This window comes from Bacillus songklensis, assembly GCF_042649685.1.
Taxonomy (GTDB): domain Bacteria; phylum Bacillota; class Bacilli; order Bacillales; family Bacillaceae_H; genus Bacillus_BA; species Bacillus_BA songklensis.
The window spans coordinates 662,989-686,005 of sequence record NZ_JBHRZT010000020.1; the positions used below are offsets into that span (position 1 = coordinate 662,989).

At 41.4% G+C, this 23,017-nt stretch carries 23 protein-coding genes and 1 other annotated feature; of the genes, 3 read left to right on the forward strand and 20 right to left on the reverse strand.

The features are described from left to right. Positions 1-36 precede the first annotated feature (36 nt). From ACFOU2_RS06370 to zapA, 12 genes are all read right to left on the reverse strand, one after another. On the reverse strand, positions 37-1,230 hold the full coding sequence (locus ACFOU2_RS06370) for a hypothetical protein (protein WP_377913298.1): 1,194 nt from the start codon (positions 1,228-1,230) through the stop codon (positions 37-39). 167 nt (positions 1,231-1,397) lie between these two features. Beyond that, a complete protein-coding gene (gene trxA, locus ACFOU2_RS06375; RefSeq protein ID WP_377913300.1) occupies positions 1,398-1,712 on the reverse strand; it encodes a thioredoxin in 315 nt (104 codons plus the stop codon). A 335-nt stretch (positions 1,713-2,047) separates the two neighbouring features. After that, positions 2,048-3,028 (reverse strand): electron transfer flavoprotein subunit alpha/FixB family protein, encoded by a 981-nt coding sequence (locus ACFOU2_RS06380; protein WP_377913302.1) that lies wholly within the window; start codon positions 3,026-3,028, stop codon positions 2,048-2,050. Positions 3,029-3,063: 35 nt separating this feature from the next. After that, positions 3,064-3,837: an electron transfer flavoprotein subunit beta/FixA family protein gene (locus ACFOU2_RS06385; RefSeq protein ID WP_377913304.1), complete on the reverse strand. Its 774-nt coding sequence runs from the start codon at positions 3,835-3,837 to the stop codon at positions 3,064-3,066. A gap of 69 nt (positions 3,838-3,906) precedes the next feature. After that, the gene (locus tag ACFOU2_RS06390) at positions 3,907-4,680 is read right to left on the reverse strand and encodes an enoyl-CoA hydratase (RefSeq protein ID WP_377913306.1); all 774 of its coding nucleotides are present in this window, start codon (positions 4,678-4,680) and stop codon (positions 3,907-3,909) included. A 46-nt stretch (positions 4,681-4,726) separates the two neighbouring features. Further along, the gene (locus ACFOU2_RS06395; RefSeq protein WP_377913308.1) at positions 4,727-5,320 is read right to left on the reverse strand and encodes a TetR/AcrR family transcriptional regulator; all 594 of its coding nucleotides are present in this window, start codon (positions 5,318-5,320) and stop codon (positions 4,727-4,729) included. 193 nt (positions 5,321-5,513) lie between these two features. Continuing rightward, positions 5,514-7,208: an AMP-binding protein gene (locus ACFOU2_RS06400; RefSeq protein ID WP_377913310.1), complete on the reverse strand. Its 1,695-nt coding sequence runs from the start codon at positions 7,206-7,208 to the stop codon at positions 5,514-5,516. Positions 7,209-7,494: 286 nt separating this feature from the next. Further along, complete coding sequence (locus tag ACFOU2_RS06405; protein WP_377913312.1) at positions 7,495-7,902, reverse strand: DUF350 domain-containing protein; 408 nt, start codon at positions 7,900-7,902, stop codon at positions 7,495-7,497. 17 nt (positions 7,903-7,919) lie between these two features. Further along, positions 7,920-10,277, reverse strand: coding sequence for an endonuclease MutS2 (locus ACFOU2_RS06410; protein WP_377913314.1), 2,358 nt, complete (start codon positions 10,275-10,277; stop codon positions 7,920-7,922). A gap of 33 nt (positions 10,278-10,310) precedes the next feature. Beyond that, positions 10,311-12,032: a DNA polymerase/3'-5' exonuclease PolX gene (gene polX, locus ACFOU2_RS06415; RefSeq protein ID WP_377913316.1), complete on the reverse strand. Its 1,722-nt coding sequence runs from the start codon at positions 12,030-12,032 to the stop codon at positions 10,311-10,313. Between the two features lie 202 nt (positions 12,033-12,234). Continuing rightward, positions 12,235-12,777, reverse strand: a complete 543-nt coding sequence (locus tag ACFOU2_RS06420) for a CvpA family protein (protein WP_377913318.1) — start codon at positions 12,775-12,777, stop codon at positions 12,235-12,237. A gap of 6 nt (positions 12,778-12,783) precedes the next feature. Then, complete coding sequence (zapA, locus tag ACFOU2_RS06425; RefSeq protein WP_377913320.1) at positions 12,784-13,044, reverse strand: cell division protein ZapA; 261 nt, start codon at positions 13,042-13,044, stop codon at positions 12,784-12,786. A 259-nt stretch (positions 13,045-13,303) separates the two neighbouring features. Between zapA and rnhC the strand changes: the two genes are divergently transcribed. Further along, the gene (gene rnhC / locus ACFOU2_RS06430; RefSeq protein ID WP_377913322.1) at positions 13,304-14,239 is read left to right on the forward strand and encodes a ribonuclease HIII; all 936 of its coding nucleotides are present in this window, start codon (positions 13,304-13,306) and stop codon (positions 14,237-14,239) included. Positions 14,240-14,460: 221 nt separating this feature from the next. Here rnhC and pheT read toward each other — a convergent pair whose 3' ends face one another. The 3 genes from pheT to ACFOU2_RS06445 all read right to left on the reverse strand — a co-directional run bounded on the left by pheT (position 14,461) and on the right by ACFOU2_RS06445 (position 19,238). Beyond that, the gene (pheT, locus tag ACFOU2_RS06435) at positions 14,461-16,875 is read right to left on the reverse strand and encodes a phenylalanine--tRNA ligase subunit beta (RefSeq protein WP_377913324.1); all 2,415 of its coding nucleotides are present in this window, start codon (positions 16,873-16,875) and stop codon (positions 14,461-14,463) included. A 15-nt stretch (positions 16,876-16,890) separates the two neighbouring features. Next, the gene (gene pheS / locus ACFOU2_RS06440) at positions 16,891-17,925 is read right to left on the reverse strand and encodes a phenylalanine--tRNA ligase subunit alpha (protein ID WP_377913326.1); all 1,035 of its coding nucleotides are present in this window, start codon (positions 17,923-17,925) and stop codon (positions 16,891-16,893) included. A gap of 267 nt (positions 17,926-18,192) precedes the next feature. Continuing rightward, positions 18,193-18,424, reverse strand: a binding site (T-box leader). 55 nt (positions 18,425-18,479) lie between these two features. Continuing rightward, the gene (locus ACFOU2_RS06445; protein WP_377913329.1) at positions 18,480-19,238 is read right to left on the reverse strand and encodes a TrmH family RNA methyltransferase; all 759 of its coding nucleotides are present in this window, start codon (positions 19,236-19,238) and stop codon (positions 18,480-18,482) included. A gap of 114 nt (positions 19,239-19,352) precedes the next feature. Between ACFOU2_RS06445 and sspI the strand changes: the two genes are divergently transcribed. After that, positions 19,353-19,565 (forward strand): small acid-soluble spore protein SspI, encoded by a 213-nt coding sequence (gene sspI, locus ACFOU2_RS06450; RefSeq protein ID WP_377913331.1) that lies wholly within the window; start codon positions 19,353-19,355, stop codon positions 19,563-19,565. Positions 19,566-19,758: 193 nt separating this feature from the next. On the opposite strand, the gene ACFOU2_RS06455 is transcribed toward sspI, so the two are convergent. Beyond that, a complete protein-coding gene (locus ACFOU2_RS06455) occupies positions 19,759-20,844 on the reverse strand; it encodes a M42 family metallopeptidase (protein WP_377913333.1) in 1,086 nt (361 codons plus the stop codon). Between the two features lie 68 nt (positions 20,845-20,912). After that, positions 20,913-21,401: a dUTP diphosphatase gene (locus ACFOU2_RS06460; protein ID WP_377913335.1), complete on the reverse strand. Its 489-nt coding sequence runs from the start codon at positions 21,399-21,401 to the stop codon at positions 20,913-20,915. 251 nt (positions 21,402-21,652) lie between these two features. Here ACFOU2_RS06460 and ACFOU2_RS06465 point away from each other — a divergent pair, with 251 nt between their 5' ends. Further along, entirely contained in the window at positions 21,653-22,039 is a 387-nt protein-coding gene (locus ACFOU2_RS06465; RefSeq protein ID WP_377913337.1) for a sigma-w pathway protein ysdB, read from the forward strand. A 26-nt stretch (positions 22,040-22,065) separates the two neighbouring features. Here the strand turns inward: ACFOU2_RS06465 and ACFOU2_RS06470 are convergent, their stop codons facing one another. The 3 genes from ACFOU2_RS06470 to rpmI all read right to left on the reverse strand — a co-directional run bounded on the left by ACFOU2_RS06470 (position 22,066) and on the right by rpmI (position 23,005). Beyond that, complete coding sequence (locus ACFOU2_RS06470) at positions 22,066-22,326, reverse strand: DUF1294 domain-containing protein (RefSeq protein WP_377913339.1); 261 nt, start codon at positions 22,324-22,326, stop codon at positions 22,066-22,068. Between the two features lie 80 nt (positions 22,327-22,406). Beyond that, complete coding sequence (gene rplT / locus ACFOU2_RS06475; RefSeq protein WP_377913341.1) at positions 22,407-22,766, reverse strand: 50S ribosomal protein L20; 360 nt, start codon at positions 22,764-22,766, stop codon at positions 22,407-22,409. Positions 22,767-22,804: 38 nt separating this feature from the next. Next, complete coding sequence (gene rpmI / locus ACFOU2_RS06480; protein WP_377913343.1) at positions 22,805-23,005, reverse strand: 50S ribosomal protein L35; 201 nt, start codon at positions 23,003-23,005, stop codon at positions 22,805-22,807. Positions 23,006-23,017: the final 12 nt, after the last annotated feature.

The following is a 23,017-nucleotide window of genomic DNA, read 5'->3' on the forward strand; positions in this document are numbered from 1 at the left end:
TTAGCATGGTCAAAAACCCAAACACTATTTCGTATATTATTTTGCCTTTTCGATAACTGTATTTAATGCAGCCTGAATTTGAGCAAGAAGCTGATCAGCCTCTTCTTTATTCTTCGCTTTTGCCGCCTCTAAATATTTTTGCGCCTGATCTCGAAGAGTCGTATACGCTTTATCACCTAAAAGCGATTTAATATCGCTATCAATCATGTCAATAAATAATGCTCCTTCAAGAGCGGTAACAGGAGATTTTTCTTGTCCCCAATATTCTTGGCTTTCCTCATACTCATGTAAAGCAATTTTTGCGAATCCGCGTACAAATGCTTTATTGACCGCTGCCGGGTCTAATGTTTTTACATCTGTTTGCAGATCAAACTGCTTTAAAATATACTCTCCTTCTTCAGGTGCATTTTTTTGTAAGTAGCCGTATAAAGATTGATAGAAGGCCCAACCCTCTGCTTGCTCTACCTTCGCTTCAGCTTCATTTTCTTTTGCAGCACCCGCTGCTTTCGTAGCATAACCGTTTGGAAGTGCTCCTGTTGCTAAGTAAAAGGTTTTCATTAATGACTTATCCACAACTTGTTTTCCAAGAAGAAATCCTAGTTTGTCATCGTTGTCTACCGCTTTTTCAATTTCACTAAATCCGCCTGCAACCTGATCCACTAAAACAGTTCCGTATGCTGCATCACGTTTTTCAACAGTAGATTGCAGGATGGAATAAAATTCCTTCGCCTCTTCTACTTCCTCTTTTACAAGCTCTTTGTTGCCCCAATTTTCATCAACCTCAACAAATTCATGTCTCAAAGTTGTAAAGAATACCTTTTGCATCAATTTATCAAAAATTTGTTTTACAACCACTTTGTCCATAGAGCCATCTTTTCCAGCCTCTAATGCAGTTGTAATGTGTTGATCAACAGTATCTTGGAATTCTGCATCTCTTTTTTGGACAAGAGTTTGCAAATTTGTTTGATAGATGTTTATTACTTTATCAAAGTCAACATCTTTTCCTTCTTTAGCTTTTTCCAGTTCAGTCACTGCTTCTTTAAATGCTTCAGCGTAATTAGCCTCTTCTTTCTCTGTCTCTGGTGCTTTTTCTGTTTTTTCGTTACCTTTGTTTTCTGTCTGTTCTTTTTTCTCTGTGTTCACTTTCGCACTTTCCTCATTATTAGAGCACGCACTTAGTGCAAGTGATAATACTGAAAGTGCAGCTAGCAGCTTAAACTTCATTGCCATATGTATTCCCCCTGTAGATCACTCAAAATTGATAATGATTTTCATTCACAATTTTTATTATAAGAGAGAACGATTCTCATTGTCAATCTCGATTTTCAAGCCTTTTCATTATTGTCTTGTATTTGCAAAAAAATAACGCTGCCTATGTACATAGGCAGCGTTATTTTTTACGCGTGTTGAGATAAACGCTCAGCAAGTGCTTCTTTTGGTTGGAAGCCCACTACTTTATCCACCACTTCGCCGTTTTTGAATACAAGTAAAGTTGGGATGCTCATTACACCGAATTTAGCAGCAGTTTCTTGGTTCTCATCCACATCAACTTTAACGATTTTTACTTTGTCGCCCATTTCTGAGTCTAACTCTTCTAAAACAGGAGCGATCATTTTACAAGGTCCGCACCATGGAGCCCAGAAGTCCACAAGCACTAAACCTTCAGTTGTTTCATTACTAAAAGTTTGATCTGTAGCATTTACAATAGCCATTGTAATTCCTCCTAACATTTCCAATATCGAAAACTAATCACAGTATATCACCTTACATTGTTCAATGCTATTTATTTGACTCGCTTCCCGCAGCTCGCGTGCATGGCTATTTTCATACAAAAAGCGGGTACATTATACTGTGCCCGCTTTTTGTCGTTCTTAAACTTTCATCGCAAGAGGGGTGCGCTTTCTACCTGCTGCCTTACTCCTCAAAGACAGCAGGTTACCTGTACCCTTTTACCCCTTTTCACAAATGTTTAAACATCATCTTTTGACCTTCAATGCTGCTTGCAGCATTGAAGGCATCTTGATTGGAAGGGGATTCACCCTTCCGATCAAGATGAATGAATTTTCAACTTCTTAAATTCTTCTGTTAACATCGGTACAACTTCAAACAAATCGCCAACAATTCCATAGTCGGCCACTTTGAAAATGTTTGCTTCAGGATCTTTATTGATCGCCACGATCACTTTTGAGTTAGACATACCGGCTAAATGCTGGATGGCACCGGAAATACCACAAGCAATATATAAGTCAGGTGTTACAACCTTACCTGTTTGGCCAATTTGAAGTGAGTAGTCACAATACTCGGCATCGCAGGCCCCGCGTGATGCACCGACCGCACCGCCTAGTACGTTCGCCAGTTCTTGTAATGGTCTAAAACCATCTTCACTTTTCACCCCGCGGCCTCCTGCCACGATGACTTTTGCTTCCGATAAATCAACGCCTTGTGCCGCTTTACGCACCACTTCTTTAACAATCGTACGCAAGTCTTTAATCTCTGCTTGCACACTTGTTACTTTACCAGTACGAGAACCATCTTTCTCAAACGGTGCAATATTGTTCGGACGCACTGTTACAAAGATAAGACCATCTGTTACGATTTTCTTTTCAAATGCTTTTCCAGAATAAATTGGACGCGTGAATACAAGGTTTCCTCCAGCTGCTTCTAATGCTGTAACATCAGAAACCAATCCGCTGTCTAGCTTGGCTGCCAGTTTTGGAGACAAGTCTTTTCCTAAAGCTGTATGGCCCATTACAATGGCTTCAGGCTTCTCTGTCTCCACAACCGCTAAGAAAGCCTGAGAATAGCCGTCTGGTGTGTATTGCGCCAATTTGCTGTCTTCGACTGTTACAACACGATCTGCTCCATAAGCAATCAATTCATTCGCCAGGCTGTTGACACCCTCACCTAATAAAACACTCACAACCTCTCCGCCTTCAGCTACTATTTTCCCGGCTGCAATTGCTTCAAATGAAACGTTACGTAATGCCGACTCACGTACTTCTGCCAATACTAATACTTTGCGTGCCATGATTTATACCCCCATTTACCTTTTTAGTCCAATGATTAAATGACTTTCGCTTCAGAATGTAAAAGTTGAACCAATTCTTTTACTTGATCAGCCAGTTCTCCTGATAATACTTTTCCTGCTTCTTTTTTCGGCGGAAGATAAATTTCGATTGTTTTTGTTTTCGCTGCTACATCATCTTTGTCTAAATCAAGATCATCCAACTCTAATTCTTCTAATGGTTTTTTCTTTGCTTTCATAATTCCAGGTAATGAAGGATAGCGGGGTTCATTCAATCCTTGCTGTGCTGTTATGAGAAGAGGCAATGAAGTTTCAATGACTTCCGAGTCTCCTTCAACATCACGCACTACCTTTACAGTACTTCCATCGATTTCAAGCTTTGTAATGGTTGTTACGTATGGAATGTTCAACAACTCTGCGACACGAGGACCTACTTGACCTGAACCTCCGTCAATCGCAACATTCCCTGCGAGAATTAAATCTGCTTCTTTATCTTTTAAATACTCGGCTACTATTTTTGCCGTTGTGTATTGATCGCCATAATCTAAATCATCTTCTGTATTAATCCACACAGCTTTATCGCACCCCATTGCCAAAGCTGTGCGCAGTTCTTTCTCTGATTCTTCGCCTCCAACCGTGAGCACCGTAATTTCACCGCCATTAGCATCTCTTACTTGTATGGCTTCTTCAATGGCATATTCATCGTACGGGTTGATGATAAACTCGGCACCTTCTTCAGCAATTTGACCGTTTGTTAATACAATTTTCTCTTCAGTGTCAAAAGTACGTTTCATTAATACGTAGATGTTCATAATGTCCCCTCCAATAAATTGAACGTTCATTCTCTTAAGAATTTTATGAATATTTATTGCAAAAAAATATTATATCCCTTTAAAATTTGGAGCGCGTTTTTCAATGAATGCTGCAACGCCTTCTTTTGCATCATTTGAAGCAAATACTTTTCCAAACAGTTCTGCTTCTTTTTGCATCCCTTCATAAAATGATTCAGCGTTCGCATATTTTAATAATTGCAAGGTTGCTGCGACAGAAATAGGGCTTTTCTTAGCGATCTTATACGCAAATTCCATTGTTTTATCAAACAATTCTTCTTCTGGATAAGCTCTGTTCGCCAAACCTGCTTTTGCTGCTTCCATACCGGAAATGGGTTCGCTTGTCAGCATCATTTCACAGGCCTTTCCGACCCCTACGTATCGCGGTAAACGTTGTGTCCCGGCAAATCCCGGAATGATGCCCAACTGCAGCTCAGGTAATCCGAGCTTAGCTGTTTCGCTCACAAACCGCATATGGCAGCTCATAGCCAATTCCAGGCCGCCGCCGAGTGCTGCCCCATGGATGGCTGCAATAATCGGCTTTGGATATGATTCAACGTATTGGAGCAAGTCCTGTCCGTTTTTCGCCAACTGACGATAATCTTCCTCTTGGGATAGCGTCGTAAATTCCTTAATGTCAGCACCAGCACAGAAGAAACGTCCCTCCCCACGCACAACAATAACGCGAGTTTCGTGATTGTTCTCTAACTCTTCCAATACATTAGAGAGCTCTTGCAAAAGCCCCTGTGATAATGCATTAGCCGGCGGACGACTGATATTGATGACGCTCACATAATCAGCTGTCTTCACTTGTAAAAAGCTCATTTTCTCCACTCCTTATGTATTTTTGGTTGACGCCTCCCAACCTTACTTAAGCAGGTTGAGAGCCGTTACATCCAGTTAAGAGAAGCTGGTGCACTTTCGGTGCCAATGAGATGAGATCATATTTATGTTCATTCATTACCCAAGTAGTGACTGTCTCATCAATCGTTCCGAAAATCATTTGCCTTGCTAAACGAATATCTAATTTAGAATCGAACTCCCCTGTCTCGATACCTGTTTGCAGAATGCTGTCCACTACATGTAAATATCCCTTTAACACCTCATTGATCTTTAAACGCAGTTCCTTATTCGACTGCCTTAGCTCCAATTGGGTGACAGTTGCTAAAGGATGATCCTCCGCAAGAAGCATGAAGTGTTTTTCAATTAACATATATAACTTCTCTTCTGCCTTTTCTTTTCCTGCAATTTCCTCCTCAATTTTTTCGATGAATTGTCCCATCTTTTCTTGAAATAAAGAAATTAAGATATCCTCTTTGCTGTTAAAATATAAATAAATGGTACCATCAGCTACTCTGGCTTGCTTGGCGATTTTAGATACTTGTGCGTTGTGATAACCATTTTCTGCGATAACGATGACAGCGGCATCAATAATTTGCTTATATTTAGGTCGATTTTTTTTCAATCGTTCTTTCTCCTTCTAAGTGATCAATTTCCTGTGAGTTTTTTTCCTATGCAACAACGTGGACATAGATGCATCCTGTTTTCCCATGATTATAAAATATGAATGAATAGTCATTCATATTCCAATAATAAAAAAACTTACCATTTCTGTCAATGGTCATTTTCAAAAAAAGAAATGGCAGAACCCAGAAAATCTATGTTGCTTTTTTCTGTTTTTCTCTTTCTTCTTCCACTAACGATCTTCTTAATATTTTTCCGACAGCGGTTTTCGGAAGTTCACTTCTGAACTCATAGATTCTTGGTACTTTGTAGGCAGCTAAATGCTGGCGTATAAATGCATCAAGTTCTTCTTCCGTACAAGCGGCTCCTTCTTTCAGAACGACATACGCTTTCACTGTTTCGCCCCGGTATGGATCAGGTACTCCCGCGACTACAGCTTCCTGGATTTTTTCGTGCTCATACAGTACTTCTTCCACTTCCCTCGGGTAAATATTGAATCCGCTCGCAATGATCATATCCTTTTTGCGGTCGACAATATAAAAATAGCCCCGCTCATCCATATATCCTAAGTCTCCGGTGAAAAACCAGCCATCCCTTAACACTGCTTCTGTCTCATCCGGTCTGTTCCAATACCCCTTCATAACTTGCGGACCGCGAACGGCTATTTCCCCAATTTCGTCAATCTCTGCTTGTTCTCCCGTTTGCAGCGAGACGACCATTGCATCCGTATTAGGCCACGGCACTCCAATACTTCCAGTGACACGGTCTGTCCATAAAAAATTAGAATGGGTAACAGGAGACGTTTCTGTTAAACCGTATCCCTCAACCAGCTTACCACCCGTAATCTTTTCAAACTTTTCTTGTACTTCTACCGGTAACGGAGCCGATCCGCTGATGCAAGAATCAATGGATGATAAATCGTATTTCGTCAGATTCGGATGGTTTAATAAAGCTATATAAATAGTTGGTGCTCCAGGAAAGAGAGTTGGTTTTTGCTTATGAATGGTTTTTAGCACCATCTCTGTATCAAATTTCGGTAAAAGAATCATTTCATATCCTTGAAGAACAGATAAGATCAAGACAGTGGTCAAGCCATACACATGAAAGAATGGCAGTACTCCTAAAATTTTCTCTTCTCCTTTTTTGCATTTATACAGCCAATGGGAGCACATCGTAGCGTTTGCGACAAGATTGCTGTGAGTAAGCATGACACCCTTTGGAAAGCCCGTAGTCCCGCCTGTGTATTGCAATAAAGCTAGGTCTTCTTTTGAATTAATCGGCACGGGGATATAGGTGGCAACGCCGCTTTTGATAATTTCCGAAAGCAGGTGATTTTTCCCGCGGTGTTCGACTTTTACGACCACTCCTTGCTGTTTCTTCTGTATGAATGGATATAACAAGTTTTTCGGAAACGGCAAATAGTCCTGGATTCTGGCCACAATAATGTGTTCCACATTTGTTAGTGCTTTCATTTTTGAGATTTTTGGATATAAAATATCAAGCGAAATCATATACTTTGCATTTGAATCATTAAGTTGGAACATTAACTCCCTTTCCGTATAAAGGGGATTGGTTTGTACGACCGTTCCTCCTGCAAGCAGCACGCCGTAGAAAGAGATAACTGCTTGCGGGGAATTCGGCAGCATGATGGCAACTTTCTCCCCTTTAAGAAACCCGAGTTTTTGTAAATAGGCCGCCAGTGCTAACGCTTGTTCGTATAGTTGGCTGAATGTCAATTCTTTACCCAAGAAATGAACAGCCGATTTATAGCCATATAGTTGAACTGCTTCTTGAAATAATTCCACCAAACTTTTATCCTCGATTTGAATAATGGACGGGATTTCCTCCGGATAAAGTTTGAGCCATGGTTTGGCCGTTTCTTCTCTCATCCAATCACCTCCAAATAGTCATAATTTTTAGAAATATAAACAATTAAATTATAGTATATGACAAGCCACATTGCCAAGATGATGTGGGTAAAGAACACCCACATCATCTTGGCAACGCATAAGGCTTATGCGTAAATAAAGGAACATGGATGTTTTTTATCCATGTTCCTTTATTTATGTGGATTCCATGCTTTAGGTAAAAAACAGCATGTAAATGATTCCTACGATCAAAAAACCCCCGCATAATGTCAGCAATACTTTTGCTAAAGTCTCCATGTTTCTCTCCTTATCCGATTCTCGCCCCTATTACATATGACATTCCGACCGAAATAACCATGGCAATAAAACCGACAGCTCTATTATCTTTTTCGATTTCATCATCTATTTTAAACTTAGGTGTTAAAAACTCAAAGATAAAGTAGCTGATTAATAACAAGATAAATCCAAACAGCCCCCAGCCGATCATTTGGAATAAAGAATCATGCTGTTCGATGGAATATCTGAAAATATTAGCCAGGCCGAAAATTTTCCCGCCGGTTGCCATGGCTACCGCCACATTCCCTTTTTGGATTTCTTCCCAGTTTTTATATTTTGTCACGATTTCAAAAATTGTCAGAAAGACAATCATGCAGAGAATAACTACACTATAGTAAGCAGCTGTTTCTACGTAAGGATTTTCCCAAAAGGTTTTCATGCTCTTTCCCTCTCCCATCATCTGAACTCAACAATCGTTACACCGGTGCCCCCTTCGGTCGCTTCACCAAATCGAATGTTTTTAACGGAACGGTGATTTTTTAAATACTCTTGCACCCCTTTGCGCAGCGCTCCCGTTCCTTTCCCATGAATGATGGAAACACGGGGATAACCTGCTAACAGTGCATCATCAATATATTTCTCTACACGCTGCAATGCATCTTCATAACGCTCTCCCCGCAAATCCAATTCGAGATTCACATGATAATCTTTCCCTCTGATTGTAGCAAGGGGTTTCGTTTCCACAGGCTTTGGCGAACTAATATACTCCATATTGCTTTCTTTTACTTTCATTTTCATAATTCCCATTTGCACTTGCCACTCATTGTTACCCGTTTTTTCAAGAAGTGTTCCTTTTTGGCCGAAGCTAATGACCTTTACTTCATCACCTGGATGAAAAGTTTGGGCTTTCTTTTTCTCAACTGACGTTTTGGCACTTTTTTCAAGAGTTGGAACAGCTCCCTCCAGCCGTTTTTTCGCCTCGATCAATTCATGCTCTTTTATGAGTGAATGTTGATTTTTACTCATTTTTCGGAGCTGGCGAATGATTTCTTCAGCTTCTTCCTTCGCTGAATCGACTGTCTCTGCTGCTTTTCGCTCCGCTTTTTCATATAAACGATCACGCTGCTCATTAAATTCAAGAACTTGAAGCTGTAGTTCTTTATGAAGCTTTTCAGCTTCTTTTCTCAACCTTTCCGCTTCTTTCAATTCATCTTCCGCTTGACGTCTGCTTTCCTCAAGAGAGGCGATCATATTCTCCACTGTATTCGTTTCAGTATCAATAAAACCTTTGGCACGCTCGATTACACGATCTTCAAGCCCCAATCGCTTGGAAATTTCAAACGCATTACTTCGGCCAGGGACACCGATTAGTAATTTATACGTAGGACTCAGTGTTTCGATATCAAATTCCACACTTGCATTAATAACCCCTTCCCGATTATAGCCATAAGCTTTTAATTCGGGATAGTGGGTAGTCGCGATAACGCGTGCTCCTCTTTGATGCACTTCATCTAAAATAGAGATGGCAAGCGCCGCTCCTTCCTGTGGATCTGTACCGGCCCCAAGCTCGTCGAACAAGACAAGGCTCTTATAGTCTACATGTTTTAAAATCTCTACGATATTGACCATATGAGAAGAAAAGGTACTTAAGCTCTGCTCAATGGACTGTTCATCACCGATGTCGGCAAAAACATGATTAAAGACAGCCATTTCCGAACCATCCAGTGCAGGGATTTGCAAGCCTGATTGGGCCATTAATGTAAACAACCCAATCGTTTTGAGGGTAACGGTTTTCCCCCCGGTATTCGGTCCTGTAATGACGATTGTCGAATAATCGCTCCCCAGTTCAATATCATTCGCCACCACTTCTTCTTTTGGAATGAGCGGGTGCTTCGCTTTCAAAAGGTTAATATAGCCGTTTTCATTCATTTTAGGTTTTGATGCTTTGATTTTATGGCTATATTTTCCTTTTGTAAACATAAAATCCAATTCCGCTAAAACACCGACATTATGCCGCAGTTCGGAAGAGACTTCCGCCACTTCTTTTGTAAGCTCAATCAAAATCCGCTCAATCTCCTGCTTTTCTTGTACTTTCGCTTCTTGCAATTCGTTATTTAACGTCACAATCGCTTGCGGCTCAATGAACAATGTAGCACCGGATGACGACTGATCATGCACAATTCCGCCGTATGCGTTCCGATACTCCTGCTTTACAGGAATAACGAATCGTTCGTTCCGAATGGTCACAATAGCATCGGAGAGCATCTTTTGTGCCGAAGATGAGCGGATTAAACTTTCCAATTTTTCGCGAATTCGTGATTCTGTTGAACGAAGCCGCTGACGGATGCTTCTTAATTTATCACTCGCTCCATCCAGCATGACTCCATTTTCATCAATACTATTTTTGATCGCCTGCTCGACTTGGGGCAATACAGTCAGCTGTTCTGCCAGCTCTTGCAAAATCGGCAAGTTCACTTCTTCTTCCAGCAATTCTTCCGCAAATTTCTTCATCTGTCTCGTTCCATAAATGGTACTTGCCACGTCTAGAAGCTCCGTTGGGCCTAACGTACTGCCGATGGAAGCACGCTTTACATAAGCCCGAATGTCAAAGATCCCGCCGAGGGGAACGTTGCCCTTTAATCTTAAGACTGTGACTGCTTCATCTGTTGCTTCCTGCCATTTGACTACTTCATCATAATTGGTAGACGGCATTAGCTGTACTGCTTTTTCACGCCCTAACGAAGAGGCTGCATGAGCAATGAGCTGTTCTTTTACTTTGTCGAATTCTAATATGTGTAAAATGCGTTGTTGCAAAACTTCTTCCTCCCTTGACTGATTCCGTTCTCGTTATCTGTCATTACGTTTTAAAAACGCTGTTAATTCCTCTAAATTGTACGTATTAATAACCTGTTCCGGTCGAACCCATCCTTTTACCGCTGTAGCCACTCCAATTTTCATATCTTCAAGCATTTCCAAATTATGAGCATCTGTATTGATCACAAGTTTTACTCCCGCATCCCGCGCTTTTTTTAAATGTTCAGCTGCCAAGTCAAGACGATGCGGGTTCGCATTTAACTCCAATGCGGTATTCGTTGATTTTGCCAGCTCAATCAGCATATCTATATCCACATCATAACCTTCCCGGCGTCCAATTAGCCTTCCCGTTGGATGTGCAATAATGTCCACATGGGCATTTTCCAAAGCGGTCTTCAGGCGCCGCATGATGACATCACGGGACTGCGAAAAACTAGAGTGAATAGAGGCAATAACAAGATCCATTTCACTCAACAACCCATCATCATAATCAAGAGAAGCATCCGGTAAAATATCCATTTCTACACCTGCTAAAATCGTAAAGTCATCATATTTTTTATTTAAACGATCGATTTCTTCCCGCTGTTTCCGTAAACGTTCCGCCGTTAATCCATTGGCCACTTTTAAATATTGAGAATGATCCGTAATCGCCATATAACGATATCCTTTTTGGCGGCATGCTTGAGCCATCTCTTCAATGGAATAAGCACCGTCACTCCAAGTTGAATGCATATGTAAATCGCCTTTAATATGTTCTAGTGTAATCATTTGATGCGGCTTTATGAATGCATCCACTTCTGTGCCATCTTCTCTTAGTTCAGGCGGGATAAAGCTCAAACCGAAATGACGATAGAACGCTTCTTCAGATTGGAAAGTCGTCACTTCCCCCGTTTTGGTATCTTCCACTCCATACTCGCTTATTTTTTCACCGCGTTCTTTGGCCAACTGTCGCATACGGACATTATGCTCCTTTGACCCCGTAAAATGGTGTAAAGTAGTCGCAAACTCCTGTTCCTTGACTAGACGGAAATCGACTGATACATCGTATTCGCATTCTAGCACGACCGATACTTTCGTCTCTCCGCTCGCAATGATTTCTTTTACTTGCCGCAGAGCCGTTAGTTGTTCGCGCACTTGTCCATTTTTCTCCGTTGCGATGATAAAATCTAAATCTTTGATTGTCTCTCTCATGCGGCGCAAGCTTCCGGCCCGGGAAAATCTGCTGATCCCATCCATTTTTTCTAAAGCCTGCTCAATTTCCTCGGCAATCGGTAACATGACAGCCAGCGGCAAACGTTCCGGCCGTTTGCCGAACTCCTCGATCGCCGCAAGGATTTTTTCTTCTGTTTTTTTGCCAAAACCGCTTAATTGCTGTACTTTTTGTTGTAAACAGGCTTCCTTCAACGATTCGATATCCTCTACTTGAAGTTCTTGATACAGTTTGGAGATTTTCTTCCCGCCAAGTCCCGGTAATTTTAATAGAGGAATCAATCCAGCCGGAACTTCCTGCTGCAATTCCTCCAACACTGAAGAACTCCCGGTTTGCATGTACTCTTCGATTACAGCCGCTGTTCCTTTCCCGATTCCCGGAAGTTGAGTAAAGTCGTCTATATCAGACAGACTTCTTTCATCCGTTTCTATAGCAGCCGCCGCTTTACGGAAAGCAGAAATTTTAAAAGGGTTGTCCCCCTTAAGTTCCATATAAACCGCAATCGTTTCCAATAATTTGATAATTTGTTTTTTATTCATTTTCATCACACCACCTGTGGGATATATCATAGGAATTTTCTTATAGATTGTACTTTTTCTATTGTATATCAATTCTTCTTTCGTAAAAAGAAAACGACAAAAGGCAGGAATGGATTCTTTAAAATGAAACAAAAATAGAGGTAATTGAAATGAACCGTCAAAGGAATCCCTAATTTTAACGGATTCCTCATGACGGTTCATTTTCAGATTAAACGGGCGTATATTGTTTCCATAAATCTTGAATAACCGAAGATAAAAACGGAGTGTCATTGACAATGGTCATTGCCATAAATGATTGTTGGATGGGCTGCTGGATCTCATTGATAGGAAGAATCGCTCCAATATAAAGGAGAACGAATACAACAAGGTATACTTCCATAAACCCGAGGATACCGCCGCCCCATTTATTGATTTGCTTTAATATCGGAAGCTGTGCCAACGAATTAAGCATGGATCCAACTATTCGCAATAAAAATTTTGTGGCGAAAAAAAGAATGGCAAATGCAATCATACGATAAAACGCTTCTTCTGCATGGGTTGCTTCCAATAAAATAGTAGCAATCCCTTGCATATTAGCTTCTGGAAACGGAATGATCAGCTTTAACCTTGGGGCCAATTGATCATTGAGCGAATAAGCAACGATAAAAGCTACAGCAAAACTGATTAAATGAATTAATTGAAGAATAAACCCCCGCTTAATTCCCGCTAAAAAGCCTAAAATGAGTAAACCGATCAAGATAATGTTTAACATATATGGTCATTCCTTCTGATTTCGAGGTTGTCTCTGTATCATTTCATATTCATCTTTCAATTTAAGAAAGTCATGTACTACATTCACCGCTGTTAAGACAGCTAACTTGTTTATATCTAAATGTGGATTTTTTGCACTAATTTCACGCATTTTATCGTCAACAATTGAAGCAACGAGACGCACATGGCTTGTGCTTTCTGCCCCGACGATTGTATATTGTTGTCCGAAAATATCAACTGTCGTACGCGATTTTTGTTGTTCTGACACAAAAAGTCCTCCGTTCCACACAATCCTAATCCTTATCATACCATGAAGAACCACGGAATGGAAAGCCATGTCCACTTAAATAACGGAACACGAATAAAAAACAAGAGCTTGTGTTTATAAATTGGTGTAGAGTTATATTAAATTCATATTGAATCTTTGAGGGCATTTTCAGGGTGCCGGGATTGTGGATAAACTGTACATCCCCTATAAAGAGTCAGATATATCATCACATGAAAAAAGTTTTAAAGGAGTCATTCGAATGTCAAATACAGTTTTAAAAGTTGATGCCGGACAGTTAGAAAAGATGCGGCATTACTACCAAACAAAGTTAACGGATAAAATTCCACAAGGCGGTTTGTTTACCGCTAAAACAACGGGATGCACCATTACTGCTTATCGCTCGGGCAAGGTGTTGTTCCAGGGAAAAGAAGCTGCAAAGGAAGCAGCCAAATGGGGAAACGGAGATTCACAAAAATCCTCTCCATCTTCTTCCGCTTCCCGTAAGCAGGTCAGCTCATTGCCCGATAATATTGGTCGGCAATCCTTCATCGGATCGGACGAAGTCGGTACAGGCGACTATTTCGGTCCAATCACCGTCGTGGCCGCTTATGTGGACAAAAAGCAAATTCCTTTGCTTCAGGAGCTGGGTGTGCGCGATTCTAAAAGCTTAACAGATGAAAAGATTATCAACATCGCCAAGCAGCTGACCGCTTTTCTTCCATACAGCCTGCTCGTATTGCATAATAACAAATATAACGAGTTGCAGCAAAAAGGAATGTCTCAAGGAAAGATGAAAGCCATTTTACATAATCAAGCAATCGGGCACGTACTAAGAAAGATAGAACCAGAAAAGCCAGAGGGCATTCTAATCGATCAGTTTGTCGAAAGCGCTATTTACTATAAACATATCGCAGCACAAAAGCAGATTGTCAGAGAAAATGTTTATTTCAGCACAAAAGGCGAAAGCGTCCATATTGCAGTTGCCGCCGCTTCGATGATTGCCCGTTATGCCTTTTTGAAGGAAATGGACAAACTAAGCAAACAAGCTGGTTTTACGTTGCCAAAAGGAGCCGGGACCCAAGTAGACGTAGCAGCAGCACGACTTATAAAAAGTAAAGGAGAACAATCCCTTCCATTGTTTACGAAACTTCACTTCGCCAACACGCAAAAAGCGATGAAAATCGCACAAAAATAATAAAGAGGATGATTCCAGAGCATAAAAGACATGCTTTGGAGTCATCCTCCCGAAAATGAACCGTCATAAGAAACTCGGTAAATCAAGGGTTACTTGACGGTTCATTTCAGTTATAAAACAAGATTATCTATCTTATTTACGTTTGCTTTTTATGCTATCCATGACCTTTCTGTTATCACACCTTGAATAAGCTGAAAAGCATTTCGTTATGTGGATTTCAATCATGAACGCAGGGAAGCGCCGAATGCTTCTTCCACTGCTTTTAATACGTTATTATGCGCTTTTGTAACTTCTTCATCTGTTAATGTACGCTCTGGATCGAAGTAGCGAAGAGAGAAGGCAACTGATTTTTTACCAGGTTCCATTTTTTCTCCTTCATATAAGTCAAAGACCATTACCTCTTTTAGCAGCTTGCCGCCCGCTTCCTGAACCACACGTTGAATTTCGCCCGCAGGGATCTCTTTTTCCACAACAAGGGCAATGTCACGTGAAATAGATGGAAAGCGTGGAATTGCTTCATATTGTACTTCTTTTACATCTACCGTTAAGAGAGTTTGCAAATCTAGTTCAAATACATATGTTTCGCGTAAATCCAACTCTTTTTGGACAGCAGGGTGAAGCTGGCCTACAAATCCGATGCCCACACCGCTTAAGAATACTTCCGCTGTACGGCCAGGATGCATGCCCTCTTTGGTTGCAAGCTTGTATTCGATGAGGTCCGCTGTACCTAATAGCTCGAATAGACCTTCTAAAATACCTTTTACTACATAAAAGTCAACGGCCTTCTTCTCTCCTTGCCATCCGTGCATATGCCACAAACCAGTTACAGCACCAGCAAGACGCTCTTTCTCCTGCGGAAGCTCTCCTTGAGCTGTCGGCAAGAACACAGAACCAATTTCATACAGAGCCACTGAGTCGATCTGGCGCGCATTGTTGTGTTTAACCGTTTCTAAAAGATGAGGAATTAAGCTGAGACGAAGCGTACTGCGCTCTTCACTCATCGGCATTGCAAGACGGATTGGCGCTGCTTGTTCGAATGCGAATTGCGTTGCTTTTTCTTCACTTGTCAATGAGTACGTAATGGCTTGAAGAAGGCCTGCCCCTTCTAGGAAACGACGCACCTTACGGCGTTTTTCTTGATAAGGAGTCAAACGGCCGGGCGTTGCTTCCGAAATCGGCAGTGTTGTTGGTAAATGGTCATAGCCATAAAGCCGGGCTACCTCTTCCACTAAATCTTCCTCAATCGTAATATCTCCGCGTCTTGTCGGAACGGTTACGACGAAGCTGCCTTCTTCTTCTTTCACCTCAAATTGAAGGCGAATGAAAATGTCCTTTACTTGCCCCGCTGTTAAAGCCGTACCAAGAACACCATTGATGCGATCCAATGTAATGGATATAACCGCAGGCTCAATCGTTAACGTATCCACTTCCACGGTGCCGCCTACTACTTCACCGTCCGCATATAGCGCCATTAATGCCGCTGCACGATCTGCCGCCGCACGTGTACGATTTGGATCAATGCCTTTTTCAAAACGGGCACTAGCCTCACTGCGCAGGCCGTGATCTTTTGAAGCTGTTCGAACTGTTAACCCTTTGAAGTAAGCAGACTCAATTAAAACCGTTCTCGTGTCGTTTTGCACTTCAGAGTTCGCACCACCCATGACACCCGCTAACGCTACAGGCTCTATACCATTTGTAATCACAAGGTGATCTTCTGTTAACGTACGTTCCGTATCATCAAGCGTTACCATCTTCTCCCCGTTTTGGGCGCGTCTCACTAAAATCTCTTTGGAACCAAGGCGATCATAGTCAAATGCATGGAGCGGCTGACCGTACTCTAATAAAATGTAGTTTGTAATGTCTACCACATTGTTGTGCGGGCGGATACCTGCAGCCATTAAGCGCGTTTGCATCCAAAGCGGTGATGGACCAATTTTTACGTTTTTCACCACTCGCGCCACATATAAAGGATTGTCTTCTTTAGCTTCCACTTTTACCGTAATGAAATCAGAAGCTTTTTCATCGTTCTCTTTCACGGCTATTTCCGGATATTTTACATCACGCCCCAGAATTGCCGCTACTTCATGGGCAACCCCCAGCATGCTTAAGGCATCGGAACGGTTCGGAGTTAGCCCAAGCTCCAGCACTTCGTCATGTAAGTTTAATAGCTCAAGCGCATCTGAACCTACTTCTACATCGCTCGGAAACACAAAAATCCCTTCTTGATATTCTTTTGCTACAAACTTTCCTTCAATGCCGAGCTCCTGAAGTGAACAGATCATACCATTTGATTCTTCACCGCGAAGCTTGGCACGTTTGATTTTGAAATTGCCAGGTAACACAGCACCCACTTTAGCTACAGCTACTTTTTGTCCCTGTGCTACGTTCGGTGCGCCGCAAATAATTTGAACAGGCTCGCCTTCACCGAGATCTACTAAGCATTTGTTTAGCTTATCAGCATTCGGATGCTGCTCACGTTCCACGACATGTCCCACTACTACTCCGCTGATGCCTTCTCCTAATTCTTCCACGTTTTCAACTTCAATTCCACTTCTTGTAATTTTTTCAGCCAAGTCACTAGCTGAAATCCCTGTTAAATCTACATACTCTTGTAACCAACGATATGACACAAACATGTGCAGATCCTCCCTTTACGCTCGTTTAAATTGTTGTAAGAAACGTACATCGTTTGTATAGAAATGACGGATATCATCGACACCGTACTTTAGCATAGCAATACGCTCTGGACCCATACCAAAAGCAAAACCTTGATATTTCTTAGAATCATAACCCGCCATTTCAAGCACGTTCGGATGCACCATGCCAGCACCTAAAATTTCGATCCAGCCAGTCCCTTTACATACGTTGCAGCCATGCCCGCCGCATTTGTGGCAAGAAACGTCTACCTCAACAGATGGCTCTGTGAACGGGAAGAAACTTGGGCGAAGACGGATTTCACGCTCTTCACCAAACATTTTTTTGGCAAATACCTCAAGCGTCCCCTTTAGATCACTCATACGAATGTTTTCATCAATAACAAGGCCTTCAATTTGAGTAAATTGATGTGAGTGTGTCGCATCGTCATTGTCACGGCGATATACTTTACCAGGGCAAATAATTTTGATTGGTCCTTTACCTTGATTTTTTTCCATCGTACGTGCCTGTACAGGTGATGTGTGCGTACGGAGTAAAATTTCCTCCGTAATGTAGAAAGAATCTTGCATATCACGTGCCGGGTGGCCTTTTGGCAAGTTCAACGCCTCAAAGTTATAGTAGTCTTTTTCTACTTCAGGACCTTCGGCAATACAATAGCCCATTCTTAAAAATAAATCTTCAATCTCTTCGATAACCGCTGTTAGCGGATGATGATTTCCCACCTTTACCGGACGGCCTGGAAGTGTGACATCAATCGTTTCAGACGCCAGCTTACGCTCCACTTCTGCCTCCTCTAGTAACGCTTGCTTCGCTTCAAGACTTGAAGCGATCGCTTCGCGTACTTCGTTTGCCAATGCTCCCATTACAGGACGTTCTTCAGCAGATAATTTCCCCATTCCGCGCAATACTTCTGTAATCGGGCCTTTCTTTCCAAGATAAGCGACACGAACATCGTTCAGCTCTTTTAAGTCGTTTGCCGATTCAATTTTTACGATTGCTTCCTGCTGCAGCTCTTGTAAACGTTCTTTCATGCTAAAAATCCTCCTTTATATCATCCATCTTTTTATGATAAGAAAAGCGCAAGCGCCTTGGTCAGCCCCGACAAGCGCCGGCCGACTAAAAGCGACACGTCCTGCGGCAACGTCGGCACCAGTACATCCTGTACGTCGGAGGCCAGAAGGTGAAGCCGTTCTTTGACTTCACCGGCTGGACCGAAGCGGCTCGAGGGGCTGGGCGCTGGAGCTGGACACTGTGGTAAGCCAAAATTTCTTAAGCTTAAATAAAAAAACCTCCTCCCAAAAAGGGACGAGGTTTGATCGCGGTACCACCCTTATTTACGACAAACATATATATGCCGTACAACTTCATCTACATAACGGTTTAAACCGGAGCACCTTTACATCTACTGATGGTCCAAGTGTCAGCTCTTGAGGTGAATTCACTTATTCTGACCATAAAAATGCTTTCAGTCACGGCATTTCCTCCCTGGATGGCGAGCGATAAGCTACTCTTCTCTGTCTACGCTTTTTCATATGTAATTCATTTTGTTTCACTTTATTATATGGAAAAAGAAACGATGTTGCAACTACATCCCGCGTAAATAATACAGTAAAATTCCGGTTGCGACCGCTACATTAAGCGATTCACTTTTTCCATAAATCGGAATGTACAAATTTTCGTTTGTTTGTGCTAACAACTGCTCCTCCACACCATTTCCTTCATTGCCGACTAACAGAACAAACGAACCCACTGGTGGAACCTCCGTATAAGGACGACCATTCTCCAAGGAGGTTCCGTAAATTGGAACACCTTGCTCTTTTAAGACAGGAATAATGTCCTGGAGGTTCCCTTTAGTAATTGGCAAATGGAAAATTGCCCCTTGTGTTGAGCGGATAACCTTACTATTGTACAAGTCTACACTCCCCGTTCCCACTACAACAAGTTGAACGCCGGCAGCATCTGCTGTCCGAATGATCGTTCCGAGGTTTCCCGGATCCTGAATGGAATCAAGCAACAACACTTTTTGTGCATCTGCCGGTAACTCGTTGTGTTGTTGATAACATAATGCCGCGATTCCCTGGGGCGTTTCCGTATCAGATATCATTTTCATGATTTCATCACTTACGATGGTAATAGAAACATTGTCTACATTCCATGCAGAAGGGATATCCACATTCTCTGACACAATCAATTCTTTCACCACTTGTTTCGTCCTCAAGGCTTCTTCCACCAAATGATAACCTTCAATTAAAAACAATCCCGTTTTATCGCGTTCCTTTTTAGTATGTAGTTTCTTCCACATCTTCACTTGTGGATTTTTAACTGAATCAATTCTTTTCACCATTCTGTCCCCTTTTTTTAAACTGTTATCATTATATCTCAATTCTGTTTACATATAAAATACCCATAAGACTAACAATAATAGTGAGATTCTACATAACAATCGAGGTGACTAAACATGAGCTTGAATTTACGAAATGCTGTTATATCAAATGTTGCAGGGAATACACAACAAGAACTCGAAGCGACGATCATTGATGCCATTCAAAGCGGTGAAGAAAAAATGCTTCCAGGTTTAGGAGTTTTATTTGAAGTGATCTGGAAAAACTCCAATGAAGAAGATAAACACGAAATGCTTTCAACGTTAGAAAAAGGCTTGGGCAATAAATAGCATATTACAAATAACTGACAAAAGAATTAAACATTAAGAAGAGGCTGCCCAGAAGTTACAAACTTGGGGACAGCCTCTTCTTTCGAATTTTCGGGAGACCCCTTGAGTCTCTCGAAAATCTGAAAATGACTCTTTTACGTTAAAATAAACGCAAAAGAGTCATTTCATATGACGTTATGCTGTTTTTCTCTGATTAGTTAAATGTAATATTCTTCACAGCTTCTGCATCCAAACGTTTGATGACTTCCACAATCAATTTAACGGCATTTTCATAGTCATCCCGGTGAAGCATTGCCGCATGTGAATGAATATAGCGGGTAGCAATGGTAATGGATAAAGCAGGCACTCCGTTTGCAGACACATGAATGGATCCAGAATCCGTACCGCCTCCGGCCATTGCATCAAATTGATATGGAATATCCAATTCGTCTGCTACATCTGTCACAAAGTCACGTAATCCTTTGTGAGACACCATGGACGCATCATATAAAATAATTTGCGGACCTTTGCCCATTTTGCCCATCGCTTCTTTTTCGGATACTCCAGGTGTATCACCCGCAATTCCTACGTCTACGCCGAATCCAATATCAGGCTGGATAAAGTTAGCCGATGTTTTGGCTCCGCGCAATCCCACTTCTTCTTGAACGGTTCCAACCCCATATACGATGTTTGGATGATCTGCATCCTTTAACTGCTTTAATACATCAATCGCAATGGCGCATCCAATACGGTTATCCCACGCTTTAGCCAACAGCATCTTTTCATTGTTCAGTACAGTAAATTCAAAATAAGGGACTACTTGATCACCAGGACGCACGCCCCACTCCATTGCCTCATCACGGCTGGAAGCCCCAATATCAATGAACATATCTTTAATTTCAACCGGCTTTTTGCGTGCATCCGGAGATAAAATATGAGGAGGCTTCGAACCGATAACTCCCGTTACGTCTCCCTTTTTCGTCACAACCGTCACACGTTGAGCGAGCATGACTTGAGACCACCAGCCACCGACAGTTTGGAAGCGGATAAATCCCTTATCATCGATTTGAGTCACCATAAAACCTACTTCATCCAAATGACCTGCTACCATAATTTTAGGACCGTTTTCTTTGCCTGTCTTTTTGGCAATCAAACTCCCTAATCCGTCTGTTGTGACTTCGTCAGCGTAAGGCTCGATATATTTTTTCATTACTTCACGCGGTTCGCGTTCATTGCCTGGAATTCCTTTTGCATCCGTTAAATCCTTTAACATGGTCAATGTTTCATCCAATTTTGTCATAAAATCACTTAGCCTCCTTCAATATGTACCTTTACTAACATTATACAGAAAAATTAAACGAAAACGAATTAGTAACCTTGCTCTTGGCGTTGAAAATTAATTTCGTTTTTCACCATATATGCCTGCTTCATATCCTCTGGTGAAAACCCGAGCAATTCACCTAATATTAAGTATTGCGAAAACATGTTAATGTATGTATCTTGTGACATATTTGTTCGGAAATGCGAGATGCACTCATATACCTTCAAAAACTGATTCGTTAATGTGGAATCCGTTTTTGCCGTTGGGATGGAGGTATGCTCAGGAACATCCAATTCTAGCCCAAGAGACAACAAGAAATGGATACCGTCTACATATTCCTCCAAAATCGTTTCCTTCGCTGCCGGCGGCTTTACGCTCCAAAACTTAAAGCAGCGCGTCTCATTTGCAAGCTCCCCCACCTCTACGAGCAAAGCCAGGATTTTTCTTTCTATTAACCTTTCCTGCTGCAAATCATGTTTTTCTTCAATATGCTGATCAAGCTGTTTTTGCATCTCGAACAACTGTTCATAATTCATCGTATTTGCTCCTTCTTTCGATACTATATTATATTTCACTATCCATTTTCTCTTTTTATACACGATTGATAGTCTTTCTGTTCGGACATCTCGAATAGACTAAAATGGTCTTCTACGTAGCTAACTGGACATGGAGGGTTTTGTCTATGTTCAGTTAGCTATAAAAAAATTATAACAAAATGCAGGAAACTTGAAACCTTTTGAGAATTTCTACGTAAAGTAGTGGAATACGGAAATGGGAGGGACAAGGAATGATTGTCATTCTATTGCGTTTGCTCATTATCGCAGCTTTTTTCTATGTTGTCTTTAAAGCGGTACGTTATTTCCTAGACCCAATGCGTAAGCTTGAACATGCACATGAGAAAAAAGAATTTCACCTCCTTGATGAAAAAAGAAATGTTCGCAAAAACTTTTTGCTCACATATAAAGGCGTACTGTTTGACGGGGAAAAATATTTGGGCACCACACCGGATTCTTTTGAGGTGGTCTCCATCATTATTTCCATTCGGGATCCAGATCAATTGGAAGGGTTAACCCGCATGGATTTTTCAAGGATTGAACAAGAAGTTCAATTTGTATATCCGTACGCCAAGATTGAGTGGAAAAGTCCCATTAAGGAATTTATCAAGTCCATGTAAAAAAGGAGGATGCATATCCTCCTTTTTTACATAAATTGAAACAAGATGAATAAGTGGCCGATCGCCAACAACGGAAGACCTACTTTAAATTGAGGGTGCTTCGTTTTGTGACGAAATGTGGACATCCCGACCGTTGAGCCGATAGCACCTCCAAATAATGAGCATATCCATATGGTTCTCTCCCGGATACGCCACCCGTGGTGTTTGGCCCTGCTTTTATCCACAGCCATGATCAATAATCCAACTGTGTTAATCAGTACATAATAAACAAAAATAAAATCACCCATCATTCACAACCCCCTATTGCAAAGATGTCATTGCTAAATAAAAAACCTCCTTCCTTAACGGAAGAGAGGTTTTTTTGAAATTATTTATTTAAGCCGTTTTTAGCAGCAGTCGCTAATTCAGCGAATGCTTTTTCATCGTTAACAGCTAAATCAGCTAACATTTTACGGTTAACTTCGATACCAGCTACTTTTAAACCGTGCATTAAACGGCTGTAAGAAAGACCGTTCATACGAGCAGCAGCGTTGATACGAGTGATCCATAATTTGCGGAAGTCGCGTTTTTTCTGACGACGATCGCGGTAAGCATACATTAAAGATTTCATTACTTGTTGGTTAGCAACTTTGTATAATGTATGTTTAGAACCAAAATAACCTTTAGCTAATTTTAAAACTTTTTTACGACGTTTGCGAGTTACTGTACCGCCTTTTACACGTGGCATAGTTGTTTCCCTCCTGTATTATCTATCTTCGACCGAAATTATTTCATGTTAGTTAATAAAGAACGAATGCGTTTGAAATCGCCAGTGCTTACTAATGCACCTTTGCGAAGTTTACGTTTTTGTTTTGTAGATTTGTTAGCAAATAAGTGGCTTGTGTAAGCATGGGAACGTTTAAGCTTACCAGTTCCAGTTTTTTTGAAACGCTTTGCAGCGCCGCGGTGAGTTTTCATTTTTGGCATAGGGTGTTCCTC

What these genes read in the sequence shown, in the direction of transcription:
- ACFOU2_RS06455 (WP_377913333.1), bottom strand. Translation starts at nt 20,844, where the DNA reads ATGACAAAATTGGATGAAACATTGACCATGTTAAAGGATTTAACGGAT.
- ACFOU2_RS06465 (WP_377913337.1), top strand. Translation starts at nt 21,653, where the DNA reads ATGATTGTCATTCTATTGCGTTTGCTCATTATCGCAGCTTTTTTCTAT.
- ACFOU2_RS06460 (WP_377913335.1), bottom strand. Translation starts at nt 21,401, where the DNA reads ATGAATTATGAACAGTTGTTCGAGATGCAAAAACAGCTTGATCAGCAT.
- rplT (WP_377913341.1), bottom strand. Translation starts at nt 22,766, where the DNA reads ATGCCACGTGTAAAAGGCGGTACAGTAACTCGCAAACGTCGTAAAAAA.
- ACFOU2_RS06400 (WP_377913310.1), bottom strand. Translation starts at nt 7,208, where the DNA reads ATGAGAGAAGAAACGGCCAAACCATGGCTCAAACTTTATCCGGAGGAA.
- ACFOU2_RS06420 (WP_377913318.1), bottom strand. Translation starts at nt 12,777, where the DNA reads ATGTTAAACATTATCTTGATCGGTTTACTCATTTTAGGCTTTTTAGCG.
- ACFOU2_RS06470 (WP_377913339.1), bottom strand. Translation starts at nt 22,326, where the DNA reads ATGGGTGATTTTATTTTTGTTTATTATGTACTGATTAACACAGTTGGA.
- ACFOU2_RS06445 (WP_377913329.1), bottom strand. Translation starts at nt 19,238, where the DNA reads ATGGTGAAAAGAATTGATTCAGTTAAAAATCCACAAGTGAAGATGTGG.
- rnhC (WP_377913322.1), top strand. Translation starts at nt 13,304, where the DNA reads ATGTCAAATACAGTTTTAAAAGTTGATGCCGGACAGTTAGAAAAGATG.
- pheT (WP_377913324.1), bottom strand. Translation starts at nt 16,875, where the DNA reads ATGTTTGTGTCATATCGTTGGTTACAAGAGTATGTAGATTTAACAGGG.
- trxA (WP_377913300.1), bottom strand. Translation starts at nt 1,712, where the DNA reads ATGGCTATTGTAAATGCTACAGATCAAACTTTTAGTAATGAAACAACT.
- ACFOU2_RS06370 (WP_377913298.1), bottom strand. Translation starts at nt 1,230, where the DNA reads ATGGCAATGAAGTTTAAGCTGCTAGCTGCACTTTCAGTATTATCACTT.
- ACFOU2_RS06385 (WP_377913304.1), bottom strand. Translation starts at nt 3,837, where the DNA reads ATGAACATCTACGTATTAATGAAACGTACTTTTGACACTGAAGAGAAA.
- rpmI (WP_377913343.1), bottom strand. Translation starts at nt 23,005, where the DNA reads ATGCCAAAAATGAAAACTCACCGCGGCGCTGCAAAGCGTTTCAAAAAA.
- ACFOU2_RS06380 (WP_377913302.1), bottom strand. Translation starts at nt 3,028, where the DNA reads ATGGCACGCAAAGTATTAGTATTGGCAGAAGTACGTGAGTCGGCATTA.
- polX (WP_377913316.1), bottom strand. Translation starts at nt 12,032, where the DNA reads ATGAAAATGAATAAAAAACAAATTATCAAATTATTGGAAACGATTGCG.
- ACFOU2_RS06390 (WP_377913306.1), bottom strand. Translation starts at nt 4,680, where the DNA reads ATGAGCTTTTTACAAGTGAAGACAGCTGATTATGTGAGCGTCATCAAT.
- sspI (WP_377913331.1), top strand. Translation starts at nt 19,353, where the DNA reads ATGAGCTTGAATTTACGAAATGCTGTTATATCAAATGTTGCAGGGAAT.
- ACFOU2_RS06405 (WP_377913312.1), bottom strand. Translation starts at nt 7,902, where the DNA reads ATGAAAACCTTTTGGGAAAATCCTTACGTAGAAACAGCTGCTTACTAT.
- pheS (WP_377913326.1), bottom strand. Translation starts at nt 17,925, where the DNA reads ATGAAAGAACGTTTACAAGAGCTGCAGCAGGAAGCAATCGTAAAAATT.